Raw genomic sequence first — 24,022 nt, forward strand, 5'->3', positions numbered from 1 at the left:
ATATGAAAAAAATAATTACATATTTTATAAAATATCCTGTAGCCGTAAATGTAGTGATTATTGCATTTGTAATCTTTGGTGCAGTAGGTATTATTAGCATGAAATCTTCATTCTTTCCACTCGTAGATTCAGAACTAATTAATATTTCATTGGCGTATCCAGGAGCCTCTCCCACAGAAATGGAAGAAGGTGTTGTGCTTAAAATTGAAGACAATTTAAAAGGAATTGTAGGTGTAGAACGAGTAACTTCTGTGTCTAGAGAAAATTCGGCTACTGTAAGTATAGAAGTAGAAAAAGGCAAAAATATAGATGTTGTTTTATCTGATGTAAAAAATGCTGTAGATCGTGTTCCATCTTTTCCTTCTGGTATGGAGCCAGCTGTTATTGCTAAAGTAGAAAGTATTAGGCCTACCATTAGTTTTACAGTTAGCGGAGAAAACCTTTCTTTAAAAGCAATTAAACAGTATGCTAGAGATGTAGAAAATGATATTAGAGGTATAGAAGGTATATCACAAGTTGTACTTTCTGGTTTTCCTGATGAAGAAATAGAAATTGCAGTTAGAGAAAATGATTTACGTGCCTACAATATGTCTTTTGCAGAAGTAGCTAGTGCCGTTACAAATTCTAATATTTTAATAACAGGTGGTAATATTAAAACCATAGAAGAAGACTATTTAATTAGAGCAAGCAATCGTTCTTATTATGGTTTAGAACTTCAAAATTTAATTGTTAGAACAGAAACTTCAGGTAATATTATTCGTTTAAAAGATATTGCAGAAGTTAGAGATACTTGGTCAGAAACTCCAGACAGATTGTATTATAATGGCAATTTGGCTATAGATATAACTGTAAGTAATACCAATAGCGAAGATTTAATTTCTTCTGCAGATAAAATTAAAGATTACATTCATAAATACAATCAACAAAACCAAAATGTACAATTAAGTGTTACTAGCGATAGAAGTTTAACCTTAAAAGGAAGAACACAATTGTTAGTAGAAAATGGAGTTGTAGGTATTCTATTAGTTTTATTCTTTTTAGCACTCTTTTTAAATTTACGTTTAGCAATTTGGGTGGCATTTGGTTTGCCAGTTGCATTTTTGGGGATGTTCATTTTCGCAGCTCAATTCGATGTTACTATTAACGTTTTATCTCTTTTTGGGATGATTATCGTAATTGGTATTTTAGTTGATGATGGAATTGTAATTGGAGAAAACATCTATCATCATTATTACGATTTAGGGAAATCTAAAATAAAAGCAGCTATAGACGGAACAATGGAAGTAATTCCGCCAATTGTTTCTGCAATTTTAACCACTATTATTGCATTTTCTACCTTCTTTTTTGTGGATGGTAGAATAGGTAGCTTTTTTGGCGAAGTTGCTACAATAGTGTTGTTAACGCTAACAGTTTCTTTGGTAGAAGCCTTAATTATTTTACCTGCACACATTGCACATTCTAAAGCTTTAGACAGAAAAAGATTAGAAAATGGTAAAAAGAAAAAGAGCAATAAGCTAGATGATTTCTTTAATAAAGTTAACAGAGCTGCAGATCGTTTTTTAACAAAAATTAGAGATAGCTACTATATGCCTTTTTTAAGGTTCAGTTTACAAAACAAAATTTTTGCCTTCGGTATTCCAGTCGCACTGTTAATTTTTAGCATTTTGGCTATGAACGCAGGCATCATAAAACAATCATTTTTTCCAAGAGTTGCTAGTGATCAGGTAAAGATAACTTTAGCAATGCCAGAAGGTACTAACGAAAAAATTACAGATTCTATCATTTCAGCTATAGAAGAAAAAGTTTGGTTGGTTAATAAAGAGTATTCTGCCAAACAATCTGGAGATTTAGAGGTTGTAGAAAATGTAATTAAAAGAGTTGGTCCTGGTAGTGCAAATGCTTCTTTAAGTGTAAATCTTTTGCCAGGTGAAGCTAGAGACTTTTCATCACCAGAAATTACAAATGCTATTAGCGATAAAGTTGGTAAAGTATATGGTGTAGAAAGTTTAGTTTTTGGTTCTGGAGGTAATTTTGGTGGTAGCCCAGTTGCAGTTTCTTTATTAGGTAATAATATAGACGAACTTAAAGCGGTTAAAGAAGAATTAAAAACGGTACTAGAAAATAATGTGCTTTTAAAAGATGTTTCTGATAACGATCCTGCAGGAATTAAAGAAGTAAAAATCCAATTAAAAGACAATGCGTATTTGTTAGGTTTAAACCTGCAATCTGTAATGGCGCAAGTGCGTTATGGTTTCTTCGGATTACAGGCACAGCGTTTTCAAAGAGGGCAAGACGAAATTAAAATTTGGGTTCGTTACGATAAAAAAGACAGATCTTCTATTAAAAATTTAGATGATATGCGAATCATAACTCCAACAGGAACAAGAATTCCGTTTTCAGAAATTGCAAATTATACCATTGCAAGAGGAGATATTGCCATTAACCACTTAGATGGTAAAAGAGAAATTCAAGTTACTGCAGATTTAAAAGATTTAGAAACAAGTGCTACTGAGATTTTAGATGATATAAAAGCGAATGTAATGCCAGAAATTTTATCTAAATATCACACAGTAACACCACTTTACGAAGGGCAAAATAGAGAAGCTAAAAAAACTACAGATTCTGTATATATTGTTGGCCCCATAATTTTATTATTAATCTACATTGTAATTGCATTTACATTCCGTTCTTACAGTCAGCCAATTTTATTAATAATTATGATTCCTTTTAGTATGATTGGAGTTATTTGGGGGCATTATTTTCACAATTTTTCAATAGGTATTTTATCGTTTTTAGGAATTATAGCCTTAGTAGGTATTATGGTAAATGATGGCTTAGTTTTAATAGGTAAATTCAACAGTTATTTAAAAGAAGGTATGAAATTCGATGATGCACTTGTTGCAGCTGGTCAATCTCGTTTTAGAGCAATTTTCTTAACTTCTTTAACTACAATTGCAGGTTTAGCACCTTTAATGTTAGAAAAAAGTAGACAAGCACAATTTTTAATACCAATGGCAATCTCTATTTCTTACGGAATTGCAATTGCTACAGTGTTAACTTTGGTGATGTTACCATTATTATTATCCGTTTCTAATTCTGTAAAAGTGGGTATTAAATGGTTAAAAACAGGAGATAAAATAACCAAAGAAGAAGTAGAAAGAGCAATTATAGAATCAAAATTTGATGAAAATGAAGATCATTAAAAACACAATATTAGCGGTCGTTTTTTTATCGACTTTACAAGTGGTTTCTCAAGAAATTTTAACAAAAAAAGAAGCGCTTGCTATTACTTTAGAAAATAATTTTGGAGTTAAAATTGCCAATAATAATTTAGAAGTAGCTAAAAATAATACTAGCATTTACAACACTGGTTTTTTGCCAACAGTTTCAGTTTCTTCTGGAGCAAATTATAGGTCAGACAATCAGGAAATTACACGTCAAGACGGATCGTCAACAAGTATAGATGGCGCAGTAACAAAATCGTATAATGCAGCTTTAAGTCTAAATTACACCATTTTTGATGGTTTAGGCAGAAAATACAATTATCAACAATTAAAAGAAACCTATAATTTAACTGAATATCAGGCAAGAGAAACAATAGAAAACACCTATTTACAATTGTTTACAGCTTATTTTCAAATTGCTAGATTATCAGAAAACAAAAATAATTTATCAGAAGCTTTATCCATTTCTAAAAAACGTTTGCAACGCGCAAAATATCAATACGATTATGGGCAAACTACAAAATTAGAAATGCTAAATGCAGAAGTAGATGTAAATAACGATAGCATTACTTTAATATCTGCCAAGCAACAATTAAATAATGCAAAACGTAGTTTAAACATAATTTTAGGAGTAGAAAAAGCGGTAAATTATAAAGTAGAAACCGAGGTTCAATTTGTAGAAATGATGAATTTTGAAGAGCTACAATCTAAAACTTTGGCAAACAATTCTTTATTAAAACAAAACGAGCAAAATATTGCAATAAGCGAGTTTAATATAAAAATAAACAAAGCAAATTATTTACCATCTTTAGGTTTAAATACCTCTTATGGATGGAATAAAAGTGAAAACCCTGCAACCTCTTTTTTAGCAGGTTCTGTTTCTACAGGATTAAATGCAGGTTTAAGTTTATCTTGGAATTTGTTTGATGGTGGATCTACCAAAACAAACATTGCCAACGCAAAAATAGCTTTAGAAAATCAGCAAATACTGCTAGAACAACAAAAAGTTACCATAGAAAATAACTTAAAAAACACTTGGGAAAATTATAATAACCAGCTTTTTATTATTGGTGCTCAAGAAAAAAATGTAGAGACTACAGAAAATAATTTCGAAAGAACAGAAGAGCGATATAAATTAGGGCAAGTAACTTCTATAGAATTTAGACAAGCTCAAATTAATTTAATTAACGCAAAAACAGCTTTAAATAACGCAAAATTCGATGCTAAATTAATAGAATTGCAACTGTTGCAATTGAGTGGAGAAATTTTAAATGTAGATTTTTAGATAAACTGATTTATATCATATTTTACAATTGCAATTCGCATTATTTTTGTGGTAGTAATTTGTATAAGATGAGTTTAAGTAGATTACCCCTAGTTTCATGGATTAATGGAACAATCATGATTGGAGTTTTTGCATTAGTCGTTATAGGACTAGTAGTTGCTGTTATTCTTTTAATGAACAGTGGTAAGAAAACTCAAGAGTAGGTTTTGTATTTGTTGATTATGAAAATCCGAGTTTTTAACTCGGATTTTCTATTTCTATTTCTTAAATTTATAGAATCGTAGAAACCTTGTAAATGTCAGAAATAACAAACAAATTAAATGCAAATTTTGGTTACCTCTTAGAAGATGAACTCATTTCAGAAATTCAGAAAGTAGGTGTTCTTAAATCTTTTAAAAAGAACCAAACAATTATAGAAATAGACGATTATATTAAGTCTATGCCTTTGCTTTTAAATGGTGCCATAAAAATTTTAAGAGAAGACCAAAAAGGAGACGAATTGGTGCTCTATTATTTAGAAAAAGGTGATACTTGTGCTATGACATTGTCTTGTTGCTTAGGCCAGACCAAAAGTAAAATAAGAGCCATTACAGAAACTGATGTTGAGTTAATTATGGTGCCCAAAGAAAAAATGGGAGCTTGGCTGGGTGTTTATAAATCTTGGCAATCTTTTATTTTACAAAGTTACCATAACAGAATGGACGAACTTTTAGAAGCTGTAGATACTATTGCTTTTTTAAAAATGGACGAACGTTTGTTTCGTTATTTAAAAGACAAAGCCATGGTAACCCATAATGATGTTGTTTTTACTACACATCAAGAAATTTCGCAAGATCTGCATACTTCTAGAGTTGTAATTTCTAGATTGCTTAAAAAATTAGAAAACGAACAAAAAATTCAGTTGTTTAGAAATAGTATAAAAGTTTTAGAACTGTAACATAAGTTACAGATATAGCACCAAATTTATCTTAATTTTATTAGCAAAATGTAAGAAACATGAAACCCATTACTTTGCTACTAATTTTTGTTTTTTTTATAGGTTGTAAACATTCTGATAAGCCTTTAACTGCCCTAGAAAAAACAGTTTCAGAGACAAAGAATCTTCAACAAGAACATCCAGGAAAAAAACTAATGGAAACAAGTTGCTATTCTTGTCATAGTCTTACTGCTCCAGAAAATAGTAGAATTGCTCCACCAATGATTGCTATTAAAAATAGATACATTTCTAAAAATACAACTAAAGAAGAGTTTGTAAATGATATGCAAAATTGGATGAAAAATCCTACCAACAAAAATGCTAAAATGCATGGAGCTGTAAAAAGATTTGGATTGATGCCAAAACTAGGATATCCTGAAGAAACCGTTCAAAAAATTTCTGAATATATCTATGATTTTGATATTGAAAAACCAAAGTGGTTTGATGAGCATCACAAAAATAAACATCCAAAAGGCAAAAAAAATACTATAAATTATAAAGAAAGAGGATTACAATATGCTCTTTCTACCAAAGCTGTTTTGGGAAAAAACTTAATGGGTAAAATTCAAAAAAATGGAACATTAGCCGCTTTAGAATTTTGTAATATTAAAGCTTATCCGTTAACAGATAGCATGTCTGTAGTACATAAAGCTGCAATAAAAAGAGTATCTGACAAACCTAGAAATCAAAAAAATATAGCCTCTAATATTGAAAAAGGATACATCAATATTTTTAAAGAAAATGTAAAAACGAATACTAAATCAGACCCAATTTTGGTAGTTTCAGATCAAAAAGTAAAGTTTTATTATCCTATTATCACTAACAGAATGTGTTTGCAATGCCATGGAAATACAAGTTCGGATATTGAGGTTAGTACATTAGATAAAATTAAAAATTTATATCCAGAAGATTTGGCAACAGGTTATCAAGAAAATCAAGTTAGAGGTATTTGGAGCATCACTTTTGATAAATAACAGAAATTATGAAAAAATTTTTAGAGATAATTAATAAAGAGAAACCAGTTTTGGTAGATTTTTTTGCAGAATGGTGTGGACCTTGTAAAATGATGTCGCCAATTTTAAAAGAAGTAAAAGATGCTTTAGGCGATAAAGTTTCAATCATAAAAATTGATGTGGATAAAAACCAAGCTTTGGCAGCAAAATATCAAGTTAGAGGTGTGCCTACTTTAGTTTTATACAAATCTGGCAAACAAGCCTGGAGGCAATCTGGAGTGGTACCTAAAAACGATCTTATTTCTATTATAAATAATTTTGGTTGATTATATTATAATAGTATGTTGGTTGATTGATAAGCATCTGATTCATTTCAGGTGCTTTGTTTATTTTAGGCAGTCTAAACTATAAAAACCACCACAATTCACGGTTCTTTTTTTAGAAAATTGGGTAATTAAATAGGCTGTAGTTATTAGGTTTCTCAATTCGCATAAATCTACAGAAAGTTCAGAATAATCGTACAAACGTTTGTTGTCTTGGTATAAAACATGCAATCTTTTTTCAGCGCGTTTTAAACGTTCATTAGAACGTACAATTCCTACATAATTGGTCATAATAGTTTTTACTTCATTTCTATCGTGAGCAATTAGTATTTTTTCCATATTCTTTTTAACACCATTGTCATTCCACTGAGGAACTTTCTTAGGTAATTTTGCTTTTTTATACTTTTTAGAAATGGTAAGAAAAGCATTATGTGCATAAACTAATCCTTCTAATAATGAGTTAGAAGCTAGTCTGTTACCTCCATGTAAACCTGTTCTTGTAACCTCGCCACAAGCGTATAATTTTTTAATAGAAGTTTTTGCTTTTTTGTTCACATTTACGCCTCCGCAAATATAATGCGCAGCTGGTACAACAGGTATGTAATCTGTACTAATATCAATATTAAGAGAAGCACATTTTTCGGTAATATTAGGAAAATGTTCTTTAAACTTAACCATATCTAATTGTGTACAATCTAAATAAACATGAGGTTTCCCACTCATTTTTAATTCATTGTCTATAGCTCTTGCAACAATATCTCTAGAGGCTAATTCTTCTCTTTCATCGTATTTATGCATAAAGAAATTACCATGATAATCTCTTAATTTAGCACCAAAACCTCTAACAGCTTCAGAAATTAAAAAAGCAGGATATTCTCCAGGATTAAACAATGCAGTTGGATGAAACTGAATAAATTCCATATCAGAAATTTCTGCTTTGGCTCTGTAAGCAATTCCTATTCCATCTCCTGTAGCTACAGTTGGGTTTGTCGTGGTTTCATAAACTTGGCCATTTCCACCAGAAGCAAGCAACGTAAATTTACTAACAATTGTTTTTACGCGCTCTTTTTTTTCATCTAAAACATAAGCACCATAACAAGAAATTTTACCATTTCTTTTGGTTTTTTTTTGTTGTACTTGATGTTCAGTAATTAAATCTATGGCATAATGATGGGTAAGAAAATCGATGTTAGGTAATGCATTTACTTGTGCTAATAACGCACGTTCAATTTCTGCACCAGTGATATCTGTATGATGTAAAATTCGGTTTTGAGAATGCCCTCCTTCACGACCTAAATCGTAATAACCATTTTCATTTTTATCGAATTGTGTACCCCACTCAATTAACTCTTTAAGTCTTTTAGGAGCGTTTTCAACAACCATTCTAACAACATCTTCATCGCACAAACCATCACCAGCAATTAAAGTGTCTTGTACATGTTGTTCAAAACTATCTACATCTTTATTAAAAACGGTTGCAATACCACCTTGTGCATATTTGGTATTCGACTCACTTTGAGAATCTTTAGTAACAATAATTACTCTAGAATCTTTGTGTTCTGTTGCAATTTTTAAGGCAAAAGTTAATCCAGAAACTCCAGAGCCAATTACTAAAAAATCGCATGTAATTATTTTTTCGTCACTAACCATGTTGCTTTTTATTTAGATAATTCTAACATTCTGTTAATGGGTACAATTGCTTTTTTTGCTAATTCACTCTCAACTTCTATGTTAGGTAATTCGTGTTTTAAACATAAATACAATTTTTTCATTGTATTCATTTTCATGTAGGCACATTCGCTACAAGCGCAAGTATTATCTTCTTTTGCTGGTGCAGGAATAATCGTTTTATCTGGATTTTCTTGCATCATTTCAAATAAAATACCAGCTTCTGTTGCCACTATAAATTTATTTTTTTCACTGTTTTTTACGTGATTTAATAAACCTGAAGTAGAGCCAATGTATTTAGCAACTTTTAGCAAGTGTGCTTCAGACTCTGGATGCGCAATTATTTCTGCATCTGGATGCTCTTTGTATAAGTCTATCAACTTTTCCATAGAAAACGCTTCATGTACCATACAAGCTCCATCCCAAAGTAACATATCTCTTCCTGTTTCTTTGTTTAAATAATCGCCTAAATTTCTATCTGGCGCAAAAATAATGGGTTGATCTTCAGGAAAAGAATCAATTATTTTTTTGGCATTAGAAGAAGTACAAACAATATCGCTTAGCGCTTTAATTTCTGCAGAGCAATTAATATAAGTAACTACTTTATGATCTGGATGTTTTGCTTTAAAAGCAGAAAATTCTTCTGGCGGACAAGAATCTGCCAAAGAACAACCTGCTAATAAATCTGGTAATAAAACCTTTTTTGTAGGATTTAAAATTTTTGCAGTTTCTGCCATAAAATGAACACCTGCAAAAACAATAACATCTGCATCAGTTTTAGCTGCTTTTTGTGCTAACGCCAAACTATCTCCAACAAAATCTGCAATTTCTTGTATTTCATCAATTTGATAATAATGCGCTAGAATAACTGCATTTTTTTCTTTTTTTAGCTTTAAAATCTCCTCAACATAATCAATATTAGGGGTTTCTATATCTAAAAAACCTTTCTCATTAAGATTTCTTTTTGCAGTTGCTAAGGTTTCCATAAAAATGTATATTTTTAACTAGACTACAAATATAAACTCTATTTTGGAGCTAGTGAAACTATTTATATTATTCTATAAATTTATAACGATAAAATAAGAAATGTTGAATTTATCTGAGGATTTTTGGGGGAAAAAGTATAAAACAAATAAAATCGGTTGGGATTTAGGTGAAATTTCTCCGCCTTTAAAATCTTATTTTGATCAATTAACAAACAAAGCACTTAAAATATTAATTCCTGGTGCTGGAAATTCTTATGAAGCCGAATATCTTTTTAACAACGGATTTAAAAATGTTTATGTAATAGATATTGCAAAACAACCTTTAGAAAACTTAAAAAAAAGAGTTCCTAATTTTCCAGAAACTCAATTAATTCATGCCAATTTTTTTGATTTAGAAGACACTTTCGATTTGATTATCGAACAGACTTTTTTCTGTGCCATAAATCCTGATTTAAGACAAAAATATGCCTCTAAAATGCATAGTTTATTGAACAAAAACGGGAAATTAGTCGGGTTGCTTTTCGATGCAAAACTTAACAAAGATCATCCACCTTTTGGTGGAAATAAAGAAGAGTATTTAACTTATTTTAAAAAGTATTTTTCTATAGATATTTTAGAAAAATGTTATAATTCTTATCCAAATAGAAACAAAATGGAGCTTTTTGTTAAGTTTACCAAAAAGTAGCATTTTTTGTAATTTATGTTACATATAGCCAATGTCTATTTTGTATTTTTATAGTTCAAAATCTGGATATGGAAGACATGTTATTTTACGATAGAATGCAGTTTGCATTTACAATCACATTTCACTATTTATTTCCGCAATTAACAATGGGTTTATCATTGATGATTGTATACTTTAAATGGAAATTTTTAAGAACAGAAATTGAAAAATACAATGATGCCGCAAAATTTTGGATGAAAATTTTTGCACTTAATTTTGCAATGGGTGTAGTAACAGGTATTCCTATGGAATTTCAATTTGGAACCAATTGGGCAAAATTTTCTGAACTTACAGGAGGTATTATAGGTCAAACTTTAGCCATGGAAGGCATGTTTTCTTTCTTTTTAGAATCGTCCTTTTTAGGACTTTTTCTTTTTGGTGAAAAGTTACTAGGTCATAAACTCCATTTTTTAACTGGTTTTCTGGTTTTTTTAGGTTCTTGGGCAAGTGGTTATTTAATTATTGCCACACATTCTTGGATGCAATATCCTGTAGGATATGAAATTTTAGAAAACGGAAAATTCGTGTTAAACAATTTTAGTGCATTATTTTCTAATCCTTGGTTATTGCCTTCTTTTTTACACAACCAAGCAGCTTCTATTGTAACATCGTCTTTTGTAGTGGCAGCAATTGGTGCTTTTTATTTATTGAATAATAAACATCACGAATTTGGAAAATTATTTGTAAAAACAGGAGTTGTTTTTGGGTTGATTTCTAGTTTATTGGTAGCTTTTCCAACAGGAGATTTAGTAGCAAAAAATGTGGTTAAATATCAACCCGCAACTTTTGCAGCTATGGAAGGAATTTTTGAAACGGAAGAAGGAGGTTCTGAAATTGTGTTGATAGGTCAGCCAAATATGTTAGAAAAAAAATTAGATAACAAAATTGCTGTACCTAACATTTTAAGCTTTTTAACCTACCAAGATTGGAATGCAGAAATTAAAGGGTTAAATGAGTTTGATGAAAGCGTGCATCCAACAAATGTACCTGGTTTGTATTATTCGTATCACATAATGGTTGGGTTAGGTACCATTTTTATAGGTTTAATGTTATTAGCAGCAGTGCAGCTTTACAGAAGAAAACTATACAAAACAAAATGGATTTTATGGGCATTAATGTTTATGTTTCCGTTTACATATATTGCCAATACTACAGGTTGGTACACAGCAGAATTGGGCAGACAACCTTGGTTGGTGTATAATTTATTAAAAACTGCTGATGGAGCATCACCAACAGTTTCATCAGGAAATACATTATTTACTTTATTAGGTTTTATTGGTTTATACCTTCTTTTAGGAATGTTATTTTTAATGTTAGCAGGAAAAATTATTAACAAAGGTCCAGAACCAGAAACACACTAAGAACTATGGAAATATTTTGGTATATCGTTTTAATGACAATGTTAGCTGTTTATGTAATTTTAGATGGCTACGATTTTGGAGCAGGAATTATTCATTTATTTTTTGCTAAAAAAGAAAAAGATAAAAAAGCAATTACAAACGCAATTGGTCCTTTTTGGGATGCTAATGAAGTTTGGTTAATTGCCTCAGGTGGAGTTTTATTCTTTGCGTTTCCTACTTTGTATGCTTCTTCTTTTAGTGGTTTTTATTTGCCATTAATGATGATTTTATGGTTGCTTATTTTTAGAGCAATTGGCTTAGAATTAAGAGGACAACTACACAACAAAATGTGGGAATCTATTTGGGATAAAGCATTTGGAATTTCAAGTTTATTATTGGCTTTATTTTTTGGAGTTGCTTTAGGAAATGTAGTAAGAGGTGTAAATTTAGGAAATGTGGTAGATGGTGTTTCTACTCAAGAAGCACATTATTTCTTTTTGCCACTTTGGAATCCCACTTTTAGTCCGCAAGCAGAACAATTAGGAATTATAGATTGGTTTACATTATTATTAGGCGTTATTGGTGTTGTTGCATTAACCATTCATGGTGCCAATTGGATTATTTTTAAAACCAATTCAGATATCAACGAAAAACTAAAAAAAGTAGTTTTCAACTTAAATATTGTGTTATTAGGTTTGGTGATTATTTCACTATTTATTTGGCATATTATAGATCCAGAACCGTTTCGAAATTTTATAGATAAACCTTGGTTAATTATTTTTCCGATAATTTGTTTTGTAGGATTGTTTGGTCTCTTCAAAGTAAAATCATTTAAAAAACACGGAATTGGATTTTTGTTTAGTTCGTTGTTTTTATTTGGCGGATTAACATCAACAGTAGCGTCAATTTTTCCAAAAGTATTGCCATCAACAAATAACATCAATCCAGATTTAACGTTGTACAATGTTGCTGCAGATAATTACGGATTATCTGTTGGTGTATATTGGTTTGCAATTGCAGTAGTTTTAGTTGCAGCTTATATGGTAATTCAATACCGAGTTTTTAAAGGTAAAATGGATGATGTTGGTTATGGCGAACATTAAAAAACTGAATTATGACAGGAACATTAATCTCTTTAATTAGTGTTTTTATTGGTATTTTAGGCGCTAATCTTTTTGGTGTTTTTAATAAAAAATATTCTTTTGGTTTTACAGGAAATACTTTAATAGGTGTTTTTGGTAGCATTTTATTTATCAAATTATTTGGCAGATTAGGTTTTAATCCTTGGTATATTATGCAAAACGAAACATTTAATAGTTGGTTATTTGTTATTAACTGTTTGGTTTCTTTTTTAGGAGGCGTTTTAGGTCTCTATTTTCTGAAAAAAATATATTTTAAAATGAATAAAAAAGCAGCTAATTAGCTGCTTTTTTTGTGTAACAAAAGTTACTGTACAATACTCTTAAAAATACAATCTTTACAAAGGTTAAAGTGTTTTATTTGTAAGATAATCAAACTGGTACTTAAAATTTGATGTTTTAACTCAAGCTTTTTTAATAAATATCAAATCAAAACAAGATGTCTAAAATCGTCATTTTAGGAGCAGGAATTTCTGGTCATGTAGCAGCTTCACACCTTAGAAGAAAGTTGGCTAAAAAACACGAAGTTGTTGTAGTTTCTCCTAATAGCAATTACCAATGGATTCCTTCTAATATTTGGGTTGGAATTGGTAGAATGAAATCAAAAAAAATCTTATTTCCTTTAGCACCTTTATATAAAAAGAAAGGAATTGGTTACAAACAAGCCAAAGCAATTTCTTTTTTTCCTGAAGGAGATGCAAATGAAGAAAAACCTTACGTTTTGGTAGAATATGTTGTGGGAGAAAATAAAGGAAAACAAGAAAAAGTTACTTACGATTATTTAATAAATGCTACCGGACCAAAATTAAATTTTGAAGCCACAGAAGGTCTAATTCCCGGACAAAATAAAACCTATTCTGTTTGTACATATACACATGCAGATCATGCTTGGGAAGGTTTAAACGAATCTATTCAGCAAATGAAAGCTGGAAAAAAAATGAAGATTTTAATTGGTACAGGTCATGCAAAATCTACTTGTCAAGGTGCAGCTTTTGAGTATATTTTAAATGTAGAAAAAGAATTACGTCGTCATAAAGTTAGAGATATGGCAGAAATAACCTGGATTTCTAATGAATATAGTTTAGGCGATTTTGGGATGGATGGAATGCTGATGAGTTATGGAGATATGATAATGAAATCTAGCGAAATGATTGAAATGATTTTTGAAGATAGAAACATTAAATGGATACTTGGAGCTGGTGTAAATAAAATTGAAGATGGTGTTGCTCATTATGAGAATTTAGATGGCGAATACAAATCAGAAACCTATGATTTTGCCATGTTAATTCCAGCTTTTTCTGGTCATGGATTTAAAGCTTATGATAAAAATAAAGAAGATATTACAGAAAAATTGTTTAAAGGTTTTATGATTGTAGATGCTGATTATACACCAAAACCTTACGAAGAATGGACGGTTCAAGATTGGCCAGAAACCTATCAAAACCCTAGTTATAAAAATATTTTTGCACCAGGAATTGCATTTGCGCCACCACATACAATTTCTAAACCAAGAACAAGTAAAAACGGAACACCTATTTTTCCTGCACCACCAAGAACAGGAATGCCATCAGGAATTACAGCAAAATTAGTTGCAGATAATATTATAGACTCTATTAAAAAAGGAGGTGAATCTTTGCATCACAAAGGATCTATGGGAAATATGGGTGCAGCATGTATTGCATCTGCAGGATTTGGTTTTTGGGACGGAAGTGGTGTAAGTATCACAACATATCCAATTGTTCCAGATTTTGTAAAATATCCAGATTCTCATGGAAGACATTTAGGTAAAACTTTTGGTGCAATTGGTTTGGCAGGTCATTGGCTTAAATTAATGCTACATCATGCATTTATTTACAAAGCAAAAATGAAACCTTTTTGGTGGTTGATTCCTGAATAGGAATCAAACTAACAAAGGTTGATTCCTGAATAGGAATCCAACTAACAAAGGTTGATTTGAAAAAAGAAAAATAATAATAATTTTAAAATATAAAGTATGAGAAGAATATCTCCAAGAATGCGATTTAGAATGATGAATCCTGTTCTTCAGTTTTTTAAATTCATTATCTTAAGTGTAAAAATAATGGTGATAGTTGCTGGAGGACATGGAGGCACTAGAAAAGTAAACTGATGTGGTTATCAGTTTTGGTTGGTTAAAGATGTTAAGTGGTTTTAATATCTTAAAAAGAGAGCTTTTTGCTCTCTTTTTGTTTTTAACATGTAACATAGGTTACAGACTACAACTTATTCTCACCATATTTTTGTACCAGATAATTATAAGATAGATGAAAAACACAGTAAACATATTTTTATTTCTTTTGTTTGTAAGCACTTTTTCTTTACAAGCACAGAAATTAAAACCGATTTCTAAAGCAGAAGTTTTAAAACAAGTTTCTGAAAAGAATACAACTATTAAAATATCAGAATCAGAATTTAACGCAGCAAAAGCAGATTACAATCAAACAAATGCAGTGTTTTTACCAAACATTACAGCAAGTCATACTGGTATTTCTACAACAAATCCTTTAATGGCTTTTGGGTCTAAATTAAATCAAGAAATTTTAACTCAGAACGATTTTAATCCTGCTTTGTTAAACGATCCTACAACTACAAGAAACTTTGCAACAAAGTTAGAAGTTCAGCAACCATTAATAAATCTTGATGGTTTTTATCAACGAAAAGCAGCAAAATCTAAAATGCAAGCCATGTCTTTAAAAACAGAAAGAACACAAGATTACTTGGTCTTTGAAGTAGACAAGGCTTACATGCAATTACAATTGGCATACAAAGCTGTAGAAGTTTTAGAAAAAGCGTTAAAAGCGGCAAATGCCAACAAAGAAATGGCAGCCAATAGTTTTAAAGAAGGGTTTTTACAGAAAGCAGATGTTTTAAATGTTGAGGTAAGAGTTACTGAAGTTAAAAACCAATTACAAACCGCAAAAAGTAATGTGCAAAATGCTTCTAATTATTTGTCTTTTTTAATGAATGATGAAAGCTATGTGATCTACAAACCAACAGAAAATTTATCAGTAGCTAGTTTTAATGTTGATGACAAAAAAATATCAGAAAACAGAAGCGATATCAAAGCAATGGAACTTGCTTTAAAAGGTTACGAAGCAATGAATAAAGCTGATAAAATGGCTTTTTTACCAAGATTAAATGCCTTTGGTAGTTACGAAATGTATGATAATAAAATATTTCAAGGAGATGCAAACGGATATATCATTGGTGCGCAATTAAGTTGGGATATTTTTCAAGGATCTAAACGTTTTGGAAAAGCACAAAAAAGTAAAGCTGAATTTGAAAAATCAAAATTAGAATACAATCAATATGTATCTAAAAGTAATTTGGAATTAAACAAAGTAAAACGTCAATTGGTTGATGCTAAGAATAGATTAGAATTAACAAGTTTAGCAGTGCAACAATCCGAAGAATCTTTAAGAATTAGAAAAAACAGATTTAAAGAAGGTTTAGAAAAAACATCAGATTTGTTAATGGCAGAAACGCAATTTTCTCAAAAGCAATTAGAATATTATCAAACTATTTTCGAGTACAATTTTACTCAAACTTATTTAGAATTTTTAACCAAAGAATAGAAAAAGTTGGCAGTAAATGGCCATAGTTTTCAATAATAAAATCCATACAAATGAAAAAATATATCTACATAATTACTTTATTATCAGCTTCATTATATCTAACAAGTTGTGGTAGTGAAGACAAAAAAGCAATCGTTGATAATTCACCAGCAATTAAAGTTGTTGTAAATAAAATTACAGCAAACAATAACAATCCGTTTTTATCTGTAAGTGGAAAAATACAAGCTACCAATAGTGCAGATTTAAGTACTAGAATGATGGGTTTTGTAAAAAAAGTACACGTAAATGTTGGTGATAAAGTTAAAAAAGGTCAGCTGTTAGTTTCTATAAATAATACAGATTTACAAGCCAAAAAAGCACAAGTTGATGCTGGTATTGTGCAAGCACAAACTGCTTTTACAAATGCAGAAAAAAATTACAATCGTTTTAAAAACTTATTGGCTAGTAGTAGTATTTCTCAAAAAGAAATGGATGATATGACTACCAATTATCAAATGGCAAAAGCAGGTTTAGAATCTGCTAAACAGATGAAAAACGAAATCAATGCGCAGTTTACTTACTCTAATATTACTGCGCCTTTTAGCGGAATAATTACAAATAAAAATATAGATGCTGGAGATATGGCAAACCCAGGAATGCCTTTAATTAGCTTAGAATCTCCAAAAGATTTTGAAGTATTGGCAATGGTTCCAGAAACTGAAATTTCTGAAATTAAAAAAGGTACCAATGTAAATGTTTTGGTAAAAGCAATTGACAAAACTGTAAAAGGAAAAGTTACAGAAGTAAGTACTTCTGCAAAAAATACTGGAGGACAATATTTAGTAAAAATAGCCTTAGAAAAAACAGAAGTCAATATTTTATCAGGAATGTTTGCTACAGTACAATTCCCTGTAGAACAAAAAATGAAATCTGAGATGGTTTTAATTCCTGTAGATGCAATTGTTAAAAACGGACAATTATCGGGTGTTTATACAGTAAGTCAGACGAATACAGCTTTGTTGCGTTGGTTGCGTTTGGGTAGAACTTATGGTAATAATGTTGAAGTTTTATCAGGATTAAATGCTGATGAATCTTATATAATTTCTGCTGATGGTAAATTATTTAACGGAGCAAAAATAAAATAAGCACATCCTCAATCCTTCCCAATGGGAAGGAAGCCAAAACGGAATCGAACTAAAAAAAATAAAAAATTAACTGTAAAAATTCCCAAACAGTTTTTCCCCTTTGGGGAAATTAAAAGGGGCTTAATAATATGAAAGAAGGTTTAGCTGGTAAAATTGCAAAAGTCTTTATTGGATCAAAACTTACAGTATTGCTGATGATCGTTTTTATGGTGATTGGTGTATACAGTTCGTTTTTAATTCCTAGAGAAGAAGAGCCACAAATTGATGTGCCAATGGCAGATATTTTTGTGGGATATCCAGGAGCAAGTCCTACAGAAGTAGAAAATAGAGTTGTAAAACCTTTAGAGAAATTAATTTCTAATATTAAAGGTGTTGAGTATGTGTATGCCACTGCAATGAACGAAAAAGCAATGGTAATTGTTCAGTTTTATGTGGGCGAAGATATTGAGCGTTCGTTCGTAAAATTGTACAACGAAATTAACAAACACATGGACCAAATGCCACAAGGTGTTACGTTTCCGTTAGTTAAAACACGTGCTATTGATGATGTACCAATGCTAGGTTTAACTTTGTGGAGCGAAAATTATAACGATTTTCAGCTTGGGCAAATGGCACAAGAGTTAGAAACTGAAATTAAAAAAGTTAATGATGTTTCAATTACACATAAAATTGGCGGAAGAAATCGTCAGTTAAGAGTGGTTTTAGACAAGGATAAATTGGCCGCAAGCGGATTAGATTTCTTGTCGGTTTCAGAAATGATAAAAGCCAACAATTCACAATTAATATCTGGTAGTTTTGATAAAAATGATACTGAATTTCTGGTAAATACAGGTAAGTTTTTAGCTTCTGTTACAGATGTAGAAAATTTAGTAGTTGGTGTGCAAAAGAATCAACCAATTTATTTAAAACAAATTGCAACTATTGTTGACGGACCAGAAATTCCACAAAATTACGTGTCTTTAGGTTTTGGAAAAGGGAGTGAAAAATCGTCTGAATATCAATCAGAATATCCTGCAGTAACTATTTCTGTAGCCAAAAGGAAAGGTGCAGATGCAATGAAAATTGCTGAAGTTATTTTAGATAAAGTAGCTCATTTACGTACCACTTTAATTCCAGATGATGTTCACGTAGAAGTTACCAGAAATTACGGAGAAACAGCTTCTCATAAAGTATCAGAATTATTGTTACACCTTATTGGTTCTATCATTGCAGTTACACTTGTGGTTATGTTAGCTATGGGCTGGAGAGGTGGTTTGGTCGTGTTTTTATCTGTACCCATTACGTTTGCTCTAACATTGCTAAGTTATTATATGTTAGATTATACCTTAAACAGAATTACACTATTTGCATTGGTTTTTGTAACAGGTATTGTGGTTGATGATTCTATAATTATTGCAGAAAATATGCACAGGCATTTTAAAATGAAACGCTTGCCTTTTAAACAAGCAGCTTTATATGCCATTAATGAAGTAGGTAACCCAACAATATTAGCAACTTTTACAGTAATTGCTTCTGTTTTACCAATGGCTTTTGTGTCTGGTTTAATGGGGCCTTATATGGCACCAATGCCAATTGGAGCATCAATTGCAATGATTTTATCATTATTTGTGGCCTTAACTATTACACCTTATTTAGGGTATATTTTCTTAAGAGAAAAAGACAAAAAAGGAGGTGAAGAAAAATCAGAAAAACCTTTAGAGCAAACCTTTATTTATAAAGTTTACAATAAGTTAGAAAGGCCTTTGTTAGAAAACGGAACCAAAAGATGGTTGTTTTTAGGAGGAACATTTTTTCTTTTGATTGCAACAATGGGGTTATTTGTAACCAATTCTGTTGCCGTAAAAATGTTGCCTTTTGATAATAAAAACGAGTTTCAAGTAGTAATTGATATGCCAGAAGGCACAACTTTAGAAAGAACAGGAGTTGTTACTCAAGAAATTGCTCAGTATTTATCTACAAGACCAGAAGTAGTTAATTATCAGAATTATGTAGGTACTTCTGCACCTATAACTTTTAACGGTTTAGTGCGTCATTACGATTTACGTGGTGGATCTAACATGGCAGATATTCAAGTAAATTTATTAGATAAAGAAGAACGTTCAATTCAAAGTCATGGAATTGCAAAATTGTTAAGAGCAGAAATTCAGAAAATTGCATCAAAATACAATGCCAATGTAAAGTTGGTTGAGGTGCCACCTGGACCTCCAGTTTTATCAACAATTGTTGCTGAGGTTTACGGACCAGATTATAACGAACAAATTAGAATTGCAAACGATGTTCAAAATATCTTAAAAAATACTGATGATGTTGTAGATATTGATTGGATGGTAGAAGCTGATCAAAAAGAATATCAATTTGAAATCAATAAAGAAAAGGCAATGTTGTATGGAGTTGCGCCACAACAAATTGCATACACAATGAATATGGCTTTATCAAACAGGCCAATTACAACTTTGTATGATGAAGATGCTGTAAATCAAGTTGGTTTGGTGTTGAGTTTAGATGAAAAAGAAAAATCTACCATTTCAGATATTTCTCAATTAAAAGTAAAGTCTAAAATTGGCAATATGGTTCCAATTGCAGATTTGGTTGATATTAAAGAAACCAATGCAGCAAAAAGTATTTATAGAAAAAATCAAAAACGTGTTGTTTATGTTATGGCAGATATGGCAGGGGAATTAGAAAGTCCTGCTTATGCAATTCTGGGAATGGAAAAGAAATTGAAAGAAATTGAACTTCCAGAAGGTTACAAATTAAACGAAATGTATTTAGGACAACCAGATTTTGAAGACGATTATACAGTAAAATGGGATGGAGAATGGCAAATTACATTAGAAGTTTTTAGAGATTTAGGAATCGCTTTTTTAGGTGCAATTATCTTAATTTATATTTTAATTGTGGGTTGGTTTCAGAACTTTAAAGCACCAGTTGTAATGATGGTTGCTATTCCTTTATCATTAATAGGAATAATTTTAGGCCATTGGATGATGGGCGCATTTTTTACAGCAACTTCATTTATTGGTATGATAGCTTTAGCCGGAATTATGGTAAGAAACTCGGTTTTATTGATCGATTTTATCAACCTAAGAATTGCAGAAGGAGTGCCAATTAAACAAGCTGCTATAGAAGCAGGAGCAGTAAGAACAACGCCAATTTTATTAACTGCAGGTACTGTTGTAATTGGAGCTTTTGTTATTTTATTCGATCCAATTTTTCAAGGGTTAGCAATTTCTTTAATGGGAGGTACCATTGTATCTACGGTTTTTACATTGTTGGTTGTACCATTGGTGTATTATATGATTGAAAAGAAGAATTATAAATAGTTGGTCAGGTTGAGCGCAGTCGAGTCCTCTTTTTTAAGTTCAGAGGTTTTAATAAAATCTCGACTGTGCTCAAATTGACAATAAAATTTAAATCAGATGAAATTAGTTTTAGTTACAGCAGTAGAAGCATATCAAAAAGAAGTTTTGCAAATCTTTAAAAAAGCAGATATAGATAATTTTAGCAGTTCAGATATTGATGGTTATAAAAATGTAGCTACAGTATTGCAAGCTTCTAGTTGGTTTTCTGGACAAAAACACGGAAATGAATCTACGATGTTTTTCTCTTTTACAGAAGAACAAAAAATAGATAATTTGTTTGTGCTTTTAGAAGCGTTTAATAAGAATTTAAAAACAAACAATCCTTTAAAAGCGATTGTTTTACCAATAGAAAGATTTATATAAATTAATAAAAGAAGATAAAAATGTTAAATAAATATTTTAGAATTATAGTAGGATGTATGGTGTTATTAATGGTAACCTTATCTTATTATGTAAGCATAAACTGGTTGTGGTTTGGTGTATTTATTGGTGTAAATATGATTCAATCTGCATTTACAAAATGGTGTTTGTTAGAAACTATTTTGTTAAAATTAGGAGTTAAGAAATAGGTGTAAATGTGCAACTGCAAATAAGCTAACTTTTAAAGTATAAGAGCTAATCTAGGTCTGATAACAGTAGTAATTTTGGTTATGATAACAATAAACAAAAGAATTATGAAAATTAGACCTTATTTATCATTTGACGGAAATTGTCAACAAGCAGCCAACTTTTATACTTCAATTTTTGGAGGAGATATTATAGAAAAAACAACTTATAAAGAAGCAAAAATTGATATTCCAGATCATTATTTAGAAAAAATTCAACATTTAGAAATAAAATCTAAAAACTTTCATATTATGATGTACGATGCTTCTCCAGATACACCACTTACAAATGGAAATAATATGCATTTAGCAGTAGATTTTGATTCAGAAAAAGAATTAAACGATGTTTTTAATCAATTAAGTAGTGCAGGTATTGTACATACACCATTACAAGAAACCTCGTGGAATGCTATTTACGGAAGATGTACTGATAAATACAATATCCATTGGATGTTAAATTTTAAAGCTTAAAATTAAGGCTATCTAGAAATAATTTTTTAGATAGCTTTTTTTATTCTACAATCTTTTTGGGTTGTTCTAAAAGATATTTTCTTGAGTAAGCTCTTGTAAAATGCGCACCGTAAAATAAGATTAAACTAGTGTAAGAAACCCAAAGCATTATTAAAATTATAGAACCTGCAGCACCATAAGTAGAACCAGGTTCTAACTCACTAAAATAAATTGCTAATAAATATTTACCTACAACAAAAAGAATAGAAGTTAAAAGAGCACCAATTCTTACAGCTCGCCAAGGTATATTTGCGTTAGGTAAAACTTTAAACATGGCTGCAAAAATAAAATAGATAGAAGCTAAAGAAATAAAAATGTCTAAAGTAAAAATTGAGTTTACAAGATCATTAGACAAAAAGTTTTTTAAATTTTTTTCAAAAGTACTTAATAAGGATGTTAAGACTAAACTGATTAATAAAAGAAAAACAATTATTAGAATAAAACCAAAGCTTTTTAATCTTACAAAAACAGTTTCTAAAACACCATTTTTAAACCTAGGTTTTGCATCCCAAATAGCATCTAAAATATTTTGTATTTGAAAAAACACACCAGAAGAACCATAAATTAAAGTTGAAATACCAATAATTGTAGTAAAAAATGATGTTTTTTTATCACCATCATTAATCATCATTTGTTGTATTGTTTCTGCTGTTTCTGTACCAATAGCTTTAGAGATTTCATCTAGAATTTGTCCTTCTACAATTTCTTTCCCCCAAATAGATCCTACCAAATTAAAGATAATTATAATAAGTGCAGGTAAAGATAATATGGCATAATAAGCAATAATGGCAGCTTTGTTAAAAGGAGCATCGTTAAACCAAGATTTAGCACTGGTAACTAATAATTCTGGTAAATGTTTTAGTTTAAATTTTAATTTTATGTCTTTTTCTTCTTTTTTTCTCATATAAAGCTAATTTACTGAATAAAAAAGGAGTTGCCTTTTGAAACACTTTGTTTTTTAGTAAAAACAAAATTAATTTATCTTTAATTAAGATAAAGTGTGTTCATATTTAAAATTAATTTTTTATTTTTATTTATTCTAAATAAAGAATTATATTTGCAATCTAATTATTACTAATGATTGTTTTTTATACTGCAAAGAAATCGATTATTTCTATAGAAAATGCTTCTGTTTGCAATAGTGTTTGTACTTCTAATTGTATTAAGCCAAAAAATAAATGTTGCAATAAATACAAGAAAAAAGGCGTTAATTGTAAAAGATGCCCAAAAGTTTTATTAGAAACTGCTTCTTAAACTTTTGGTATTCGGGTTTAATTAAATAATTAATATCCTTACTTTTGTTTTTTAACATTTAAGCAATGAAGCATATAAAGGGTTGTTTCCTTTTTTTATCAATTTTATTCATTTTCAATTCTTGTGAAGAAAATGGGATTTTTTTTCCTGTTTACGAAAACAACGCAATATTTCAAACCACTTTTGATGGTGCAACATTTGTAACAAACGATGTTAATTTTACAATAGAAGGAGAAGATCTTTTTATAAATGCATTAGATGTTAATACAAACGAATCTTTTACTTTAAGAGTAGATAATTTTGATATTGGTACTTTTAGTTTCGAAGGTTTAAATACTATTGCAACTTATGCAGAAGACGCTTCGAATACTACTGATGTTTGGACCACTTTTAGCGAAACTTCAAGCAGAGGTACTATAGAAATAACCAACATAGATTACATTTACAATACCATATCTGGTAATTTTAATTTTATTGGCAGAAACAGTATTTCTGGTAGTTCTAAAGCTTTTTTTAGTGGTAGTTTTAGTGAGGTTCCTAAAGGAGAATTCCCAATTGGTAGCGATGGTTTTACTGCAAAAGTAGAGGGTGTAGATTACGAAGATATTAGCTTGTTTAGTAATTTAATTACCCTTGGCAATAACAAATTAATTACAATTGATGCCAATAAAAGTGCCACTGAAACCATAAGTTTAATTGTACCTTATAATGTTACTGTTGGCGAATATGATTTTGGTAGTTTTGCTTCACAAACATATCCTACAGCACAGTACACTGTAAATGGTGTAACTTATGAGGCTAGTGGTAAAATTAGAATTATTAGTCATAATATTACTACAAATCTTATTACAGGTACTTTTGAGTTTGATGCAACTGCTGCATCATCAACGAATAGTTTTGCCATAACAGAAGGGCAGTTTAGAGTTTCTTATTAAAAAAAACATCCTACAAGATTA

At 30.4% G+C, this 24,022-nt stretch carries 21 protein-coding genes; 18 read left to right on the forward strand and 3 right to left on the reverse strand.

Annotated features, from left to right (window positions below):
- Positions 1 to 2 precede the first annotated feature (2 nt).
- The 5 genes from ACWYN7_RS00425 (at position 3) to trxA (ending at position 6,764) form a co-directional block, all read left to right on the forward strand.
- Entirely contained in the window at positions 3 to 3,203 is a 3,201-nt protein-coding gene (locus tag ACWYN7_RS00425) for an efflux RND transporter permease subunit (RefSeq protein ID WP_462857871.1), read from the forward strand.
- Complete coding sequence (locus ACWYN7_RS00430; protein WP_462857872.1) at positions 3,190 to 4,509, forward strand: TolC family protein; 1,320 nt, start codon at positions 3,190 to 3,192, stop codon at positions 4,507 to 4,509. The genes ACWYN7_RS00425 and ACWYN7_RS00430 overlap by 14 nt, the downstream gene beginning before the upstream one ends.
- A gap of 295 nt (positions 4,510 to 4,804) precedes the next feature.
- Complete coding sequence (locus tag ACWYN7_RS00435) at positions 4,805 to 5,446, forward strand: Crp/Fnr family transcriptional regulator (RefSeq protein ID WP_462857873.1); 642 nt, start codon at positions 4,805 to 4,807, stop codon at positions 5,444 to 5,446.
- Between the two features lie 59 nt (positions 5,447 to 5,505).
- Positions 5,506 to 6,459: a c-type heme family protein gene (locus ACWYN7_RS00440; RefSeq protein WP_462857874.1), complete on the forward strand. Its 954-nt coding sequence runs from the start codon at positions 5,506 to 5,508 to the stop codon at positions 6,457 to 6,459.
- 8 nt (positions 6,460 to 6,467) lie between these two features.
- A complete protein-coding gene (gene trxA / locus ACWYN7_RS00445; protein ID WP_462857875.1) occupies positions 6,468 to 6,764 on the forward strand; it encodes a thioredoxin in 297 nt (98 codons plus the stop codon).
- A gap of 60 nt (positions 6,765 to 6,824) precedes the next feature.
- On the opposite strand, the gene nadB is transcribed toward trxA, so the two are convergent.
- Both nadB and nadA read right to left on the reverse strand, forming a co-directional pair.
- Positions 6,825 to 8,411: an L-aspartate oxidase gene (gene nadB / locus ACWYN7_RS00450; protein ID WP_462857876.1), complete on the reverse strand. Its 1,587-nt coding sequence runs from the start codon at positions 8,409 to 8,411 to the stop codon at positions 6,825 to 6,827.
- A gap of 8 nt (positions 8,412 to 8,419) precedes the next feature.
- A complete protein-coding gene (gene nadA, locus ACWYN7_RS00455; RefSeq protein ID WP_462857877.1) occupies positions 8,420 to 9,415 on the reverse strand; it encodes a quinolinate synthase NadA in 996 nt (331 codons plus the stop codon).
- Positions 9,416 to 9,518: 103 nt separating this feature from the next.
- Here nadA and ACWYN7_RS00460 point away from each other — a divergent pair, with 103 nt between their 5' ends.
- From ACWYN7_RS00460 to ACWYN7_RS00515, 12 genes are all read left to right on the forward strand, one after another.
- Complete coding sequence (locus tag ACWYN7_RS00460) at positions 9,519 to 10,100, forward strand: methyltransferase domain-containing protein (RefSeq protein ID WP_462857878.1); 582 nt, start codon at positions 9,519 to 9,521, stop codon at positions 10,098 to 10,100.
- Positions 10,101 to 10,168: 68 nt separating this feature from the next.
- Positions 10,169 to 11,500, forward strand: a complete 1,332-nt coding sequence (locus ACWYN7_RS00465; RefSeq protein ID WP_462857879.1) for a cytochrome ubiquinol oxidase subunit I — start codon at positions 10,169 to 10,171, stop codon at positions 11,498 to 11,500.
- Between the two features lie 5 nt (positions 11,501 to 11,505).
- Positions 11,506 to 12,582 (forward strand): cytochrome d ubiquinol oxidase subunit II, encoded by a 1,077-nt coding sequence (cydB, locus tag ACWYN7_RS00470; protein ID WP_462857880.1) that lies wholly within the window; start codon positions 11,506 to 11,508, stop codon positions 12,580 to 12,582.
- 11 nt (positions 12,583 to 12,593) lie between these two features.
- Positions 12,594 to 12,902, forward strand: a complete 309-nt coding sequence (locus ACWYN7_RS00475) for a hypothetical protein (protein WP_462857881.1) — start codon at positions 12,594 to 12,596, stop codon at positions 12,900 to 12,902.
- Between the two features lie 155 nt (positions 12,903 to 13,057).
- Positions 13,058 to 14,515, forward strand: coding sequence for an NAD(P)/FAD-dependent oxidoreductase (locus ACWYN7_RS00480; protein ID WP_462857882.1), 1,458 nt, complete (start codon positions 13,058 to 13,060; stop codon positions 14,513 to 14,515).
- Positions 14,516 to 14,611: 96 nt separating this feature from the next.
- Positions 14,612 to 14,746, forward strand: coding sequence for a hypothetical protein (locus tag ACWYN7_RS00485; RefSeq protein ID WP_462857883.1), 135 nt, complete (start codon positions 14,612 to 14,614; stop codon positions 14,744 to 14,746).
- A 154-nt stretch (positions 14,747 to 14,900) separates the two neighbouring features.
- The gene (locus ACWYN7_RS00490; RefSeq protein WP_462857884.1) at positions 14,901 to 16,211 is read left to right on the forward strand and encodes a TolC family protein; all 1,311 of its coding nucleotides are present in this window, start codon (positions 14,901 to 14,903) and stop codon (positions 16,209 to 16,211) included.
- A 50-nt stretch (positions 16,212 to 16,261) separates the two neighbouring features.
- Positions 16,262 to 17,335 carry an efflux RND transporter periplasmic adaptor subunit gene (locus ACWYN7_RS00495; protein WP_462857885.1) on the forward strand — a complete coding sequence of 358 codons (1,074 nt, stop codon included), beginning with the start codon at positions 16,262 to 16,264 and terminating at the stop codon, positions 17,333 to 17,335.
- Between the two features lie 128 nt (positions 17,336 to 17,463).
- On the forward strand, positions 17,464 to 20,658 hold the full coding sequence (locus tag ACWYN7_RS00500) for an efflux RND transporter permease subunit (RefSeq protein WP_462857886.1): 3,195 nt from the start codon (positions 17,464 to 17,466) through the stop codon (positions 20,656 to 20,658).
- Between the two features lie 96 nt (positions 20,659 to 20,754).
- Entirely contained in the window at positions 20,755 to 21,060 is a 306-nt protein-coding gene (locus ACWYN7_RS00505) for a hypothetical protein (protein ID WP_462857887.1), read from the forward strand.
- A 20-nt stretch (positions 21,061 to 21,080) separates the two neighbouring features.
- Complete coding sequence (locus ACWYN7_RS00510; protein ID WP_462857888.1) at positions 21,081 to 21,266, forward strand: YgaP family membrane protein; 186 nt, start codon at positions 21,081 to 21,083, stop codon at positions 21,264 to 21,266.
- Positions 21,267 to 21,371: 105 nt separating this feature from the next.
- Positions 21,372 to 21,773: a VOC family protein gene (locus ACWYN7_RS00515; protein WP_462857889.1), complete on the forward strand. Its 402-nt coding sequence runs from the start codon at positions 21,372 to 21,374 to the stop codon at positions 21,771 to 21,773.
- Positions 21,774 to 21,813: 40 nt separating this feature from the next.
- Here ACWYN7_RS00515 and ACWYN7_RS00520 read toward each other — a convergent pair whose 3' ends face one another.
- On the reverse strand, positions 21,814 to 22,716 hold the full coding sequence (locus tag ACWYN7_RS00520; RefSeq protein ID WP_462857890.1) for a YihY/virulence factor BrkB family protein: 903 nt from the start codon (positions 22,714 to 22,716) through the stop codon (positions 21,814 to 21,816).
- Positions 22,717 to 23,131: 415 nt separating this feature from the next.
- On the opposite strand from ACWYN7_RS00520, the gene ACWYN7_RS00525 reads away from it, so the two are divergent.
- Entirely contained in the window at positions 23,132 to 24,001 is an 870-nt protein-coding gene (locus tag ACWYN7_RS00525; RefSeq protein WP_462857891.1) for a DUF6252 domain-containing protein, read from the forward strand.
- The last annotated feature ends 21 nt before the right edge of the window (positions 24,002 to 24,022 follow it).

Source organism: Polaribacter sp. M10 (assembly GCF_054968445.1).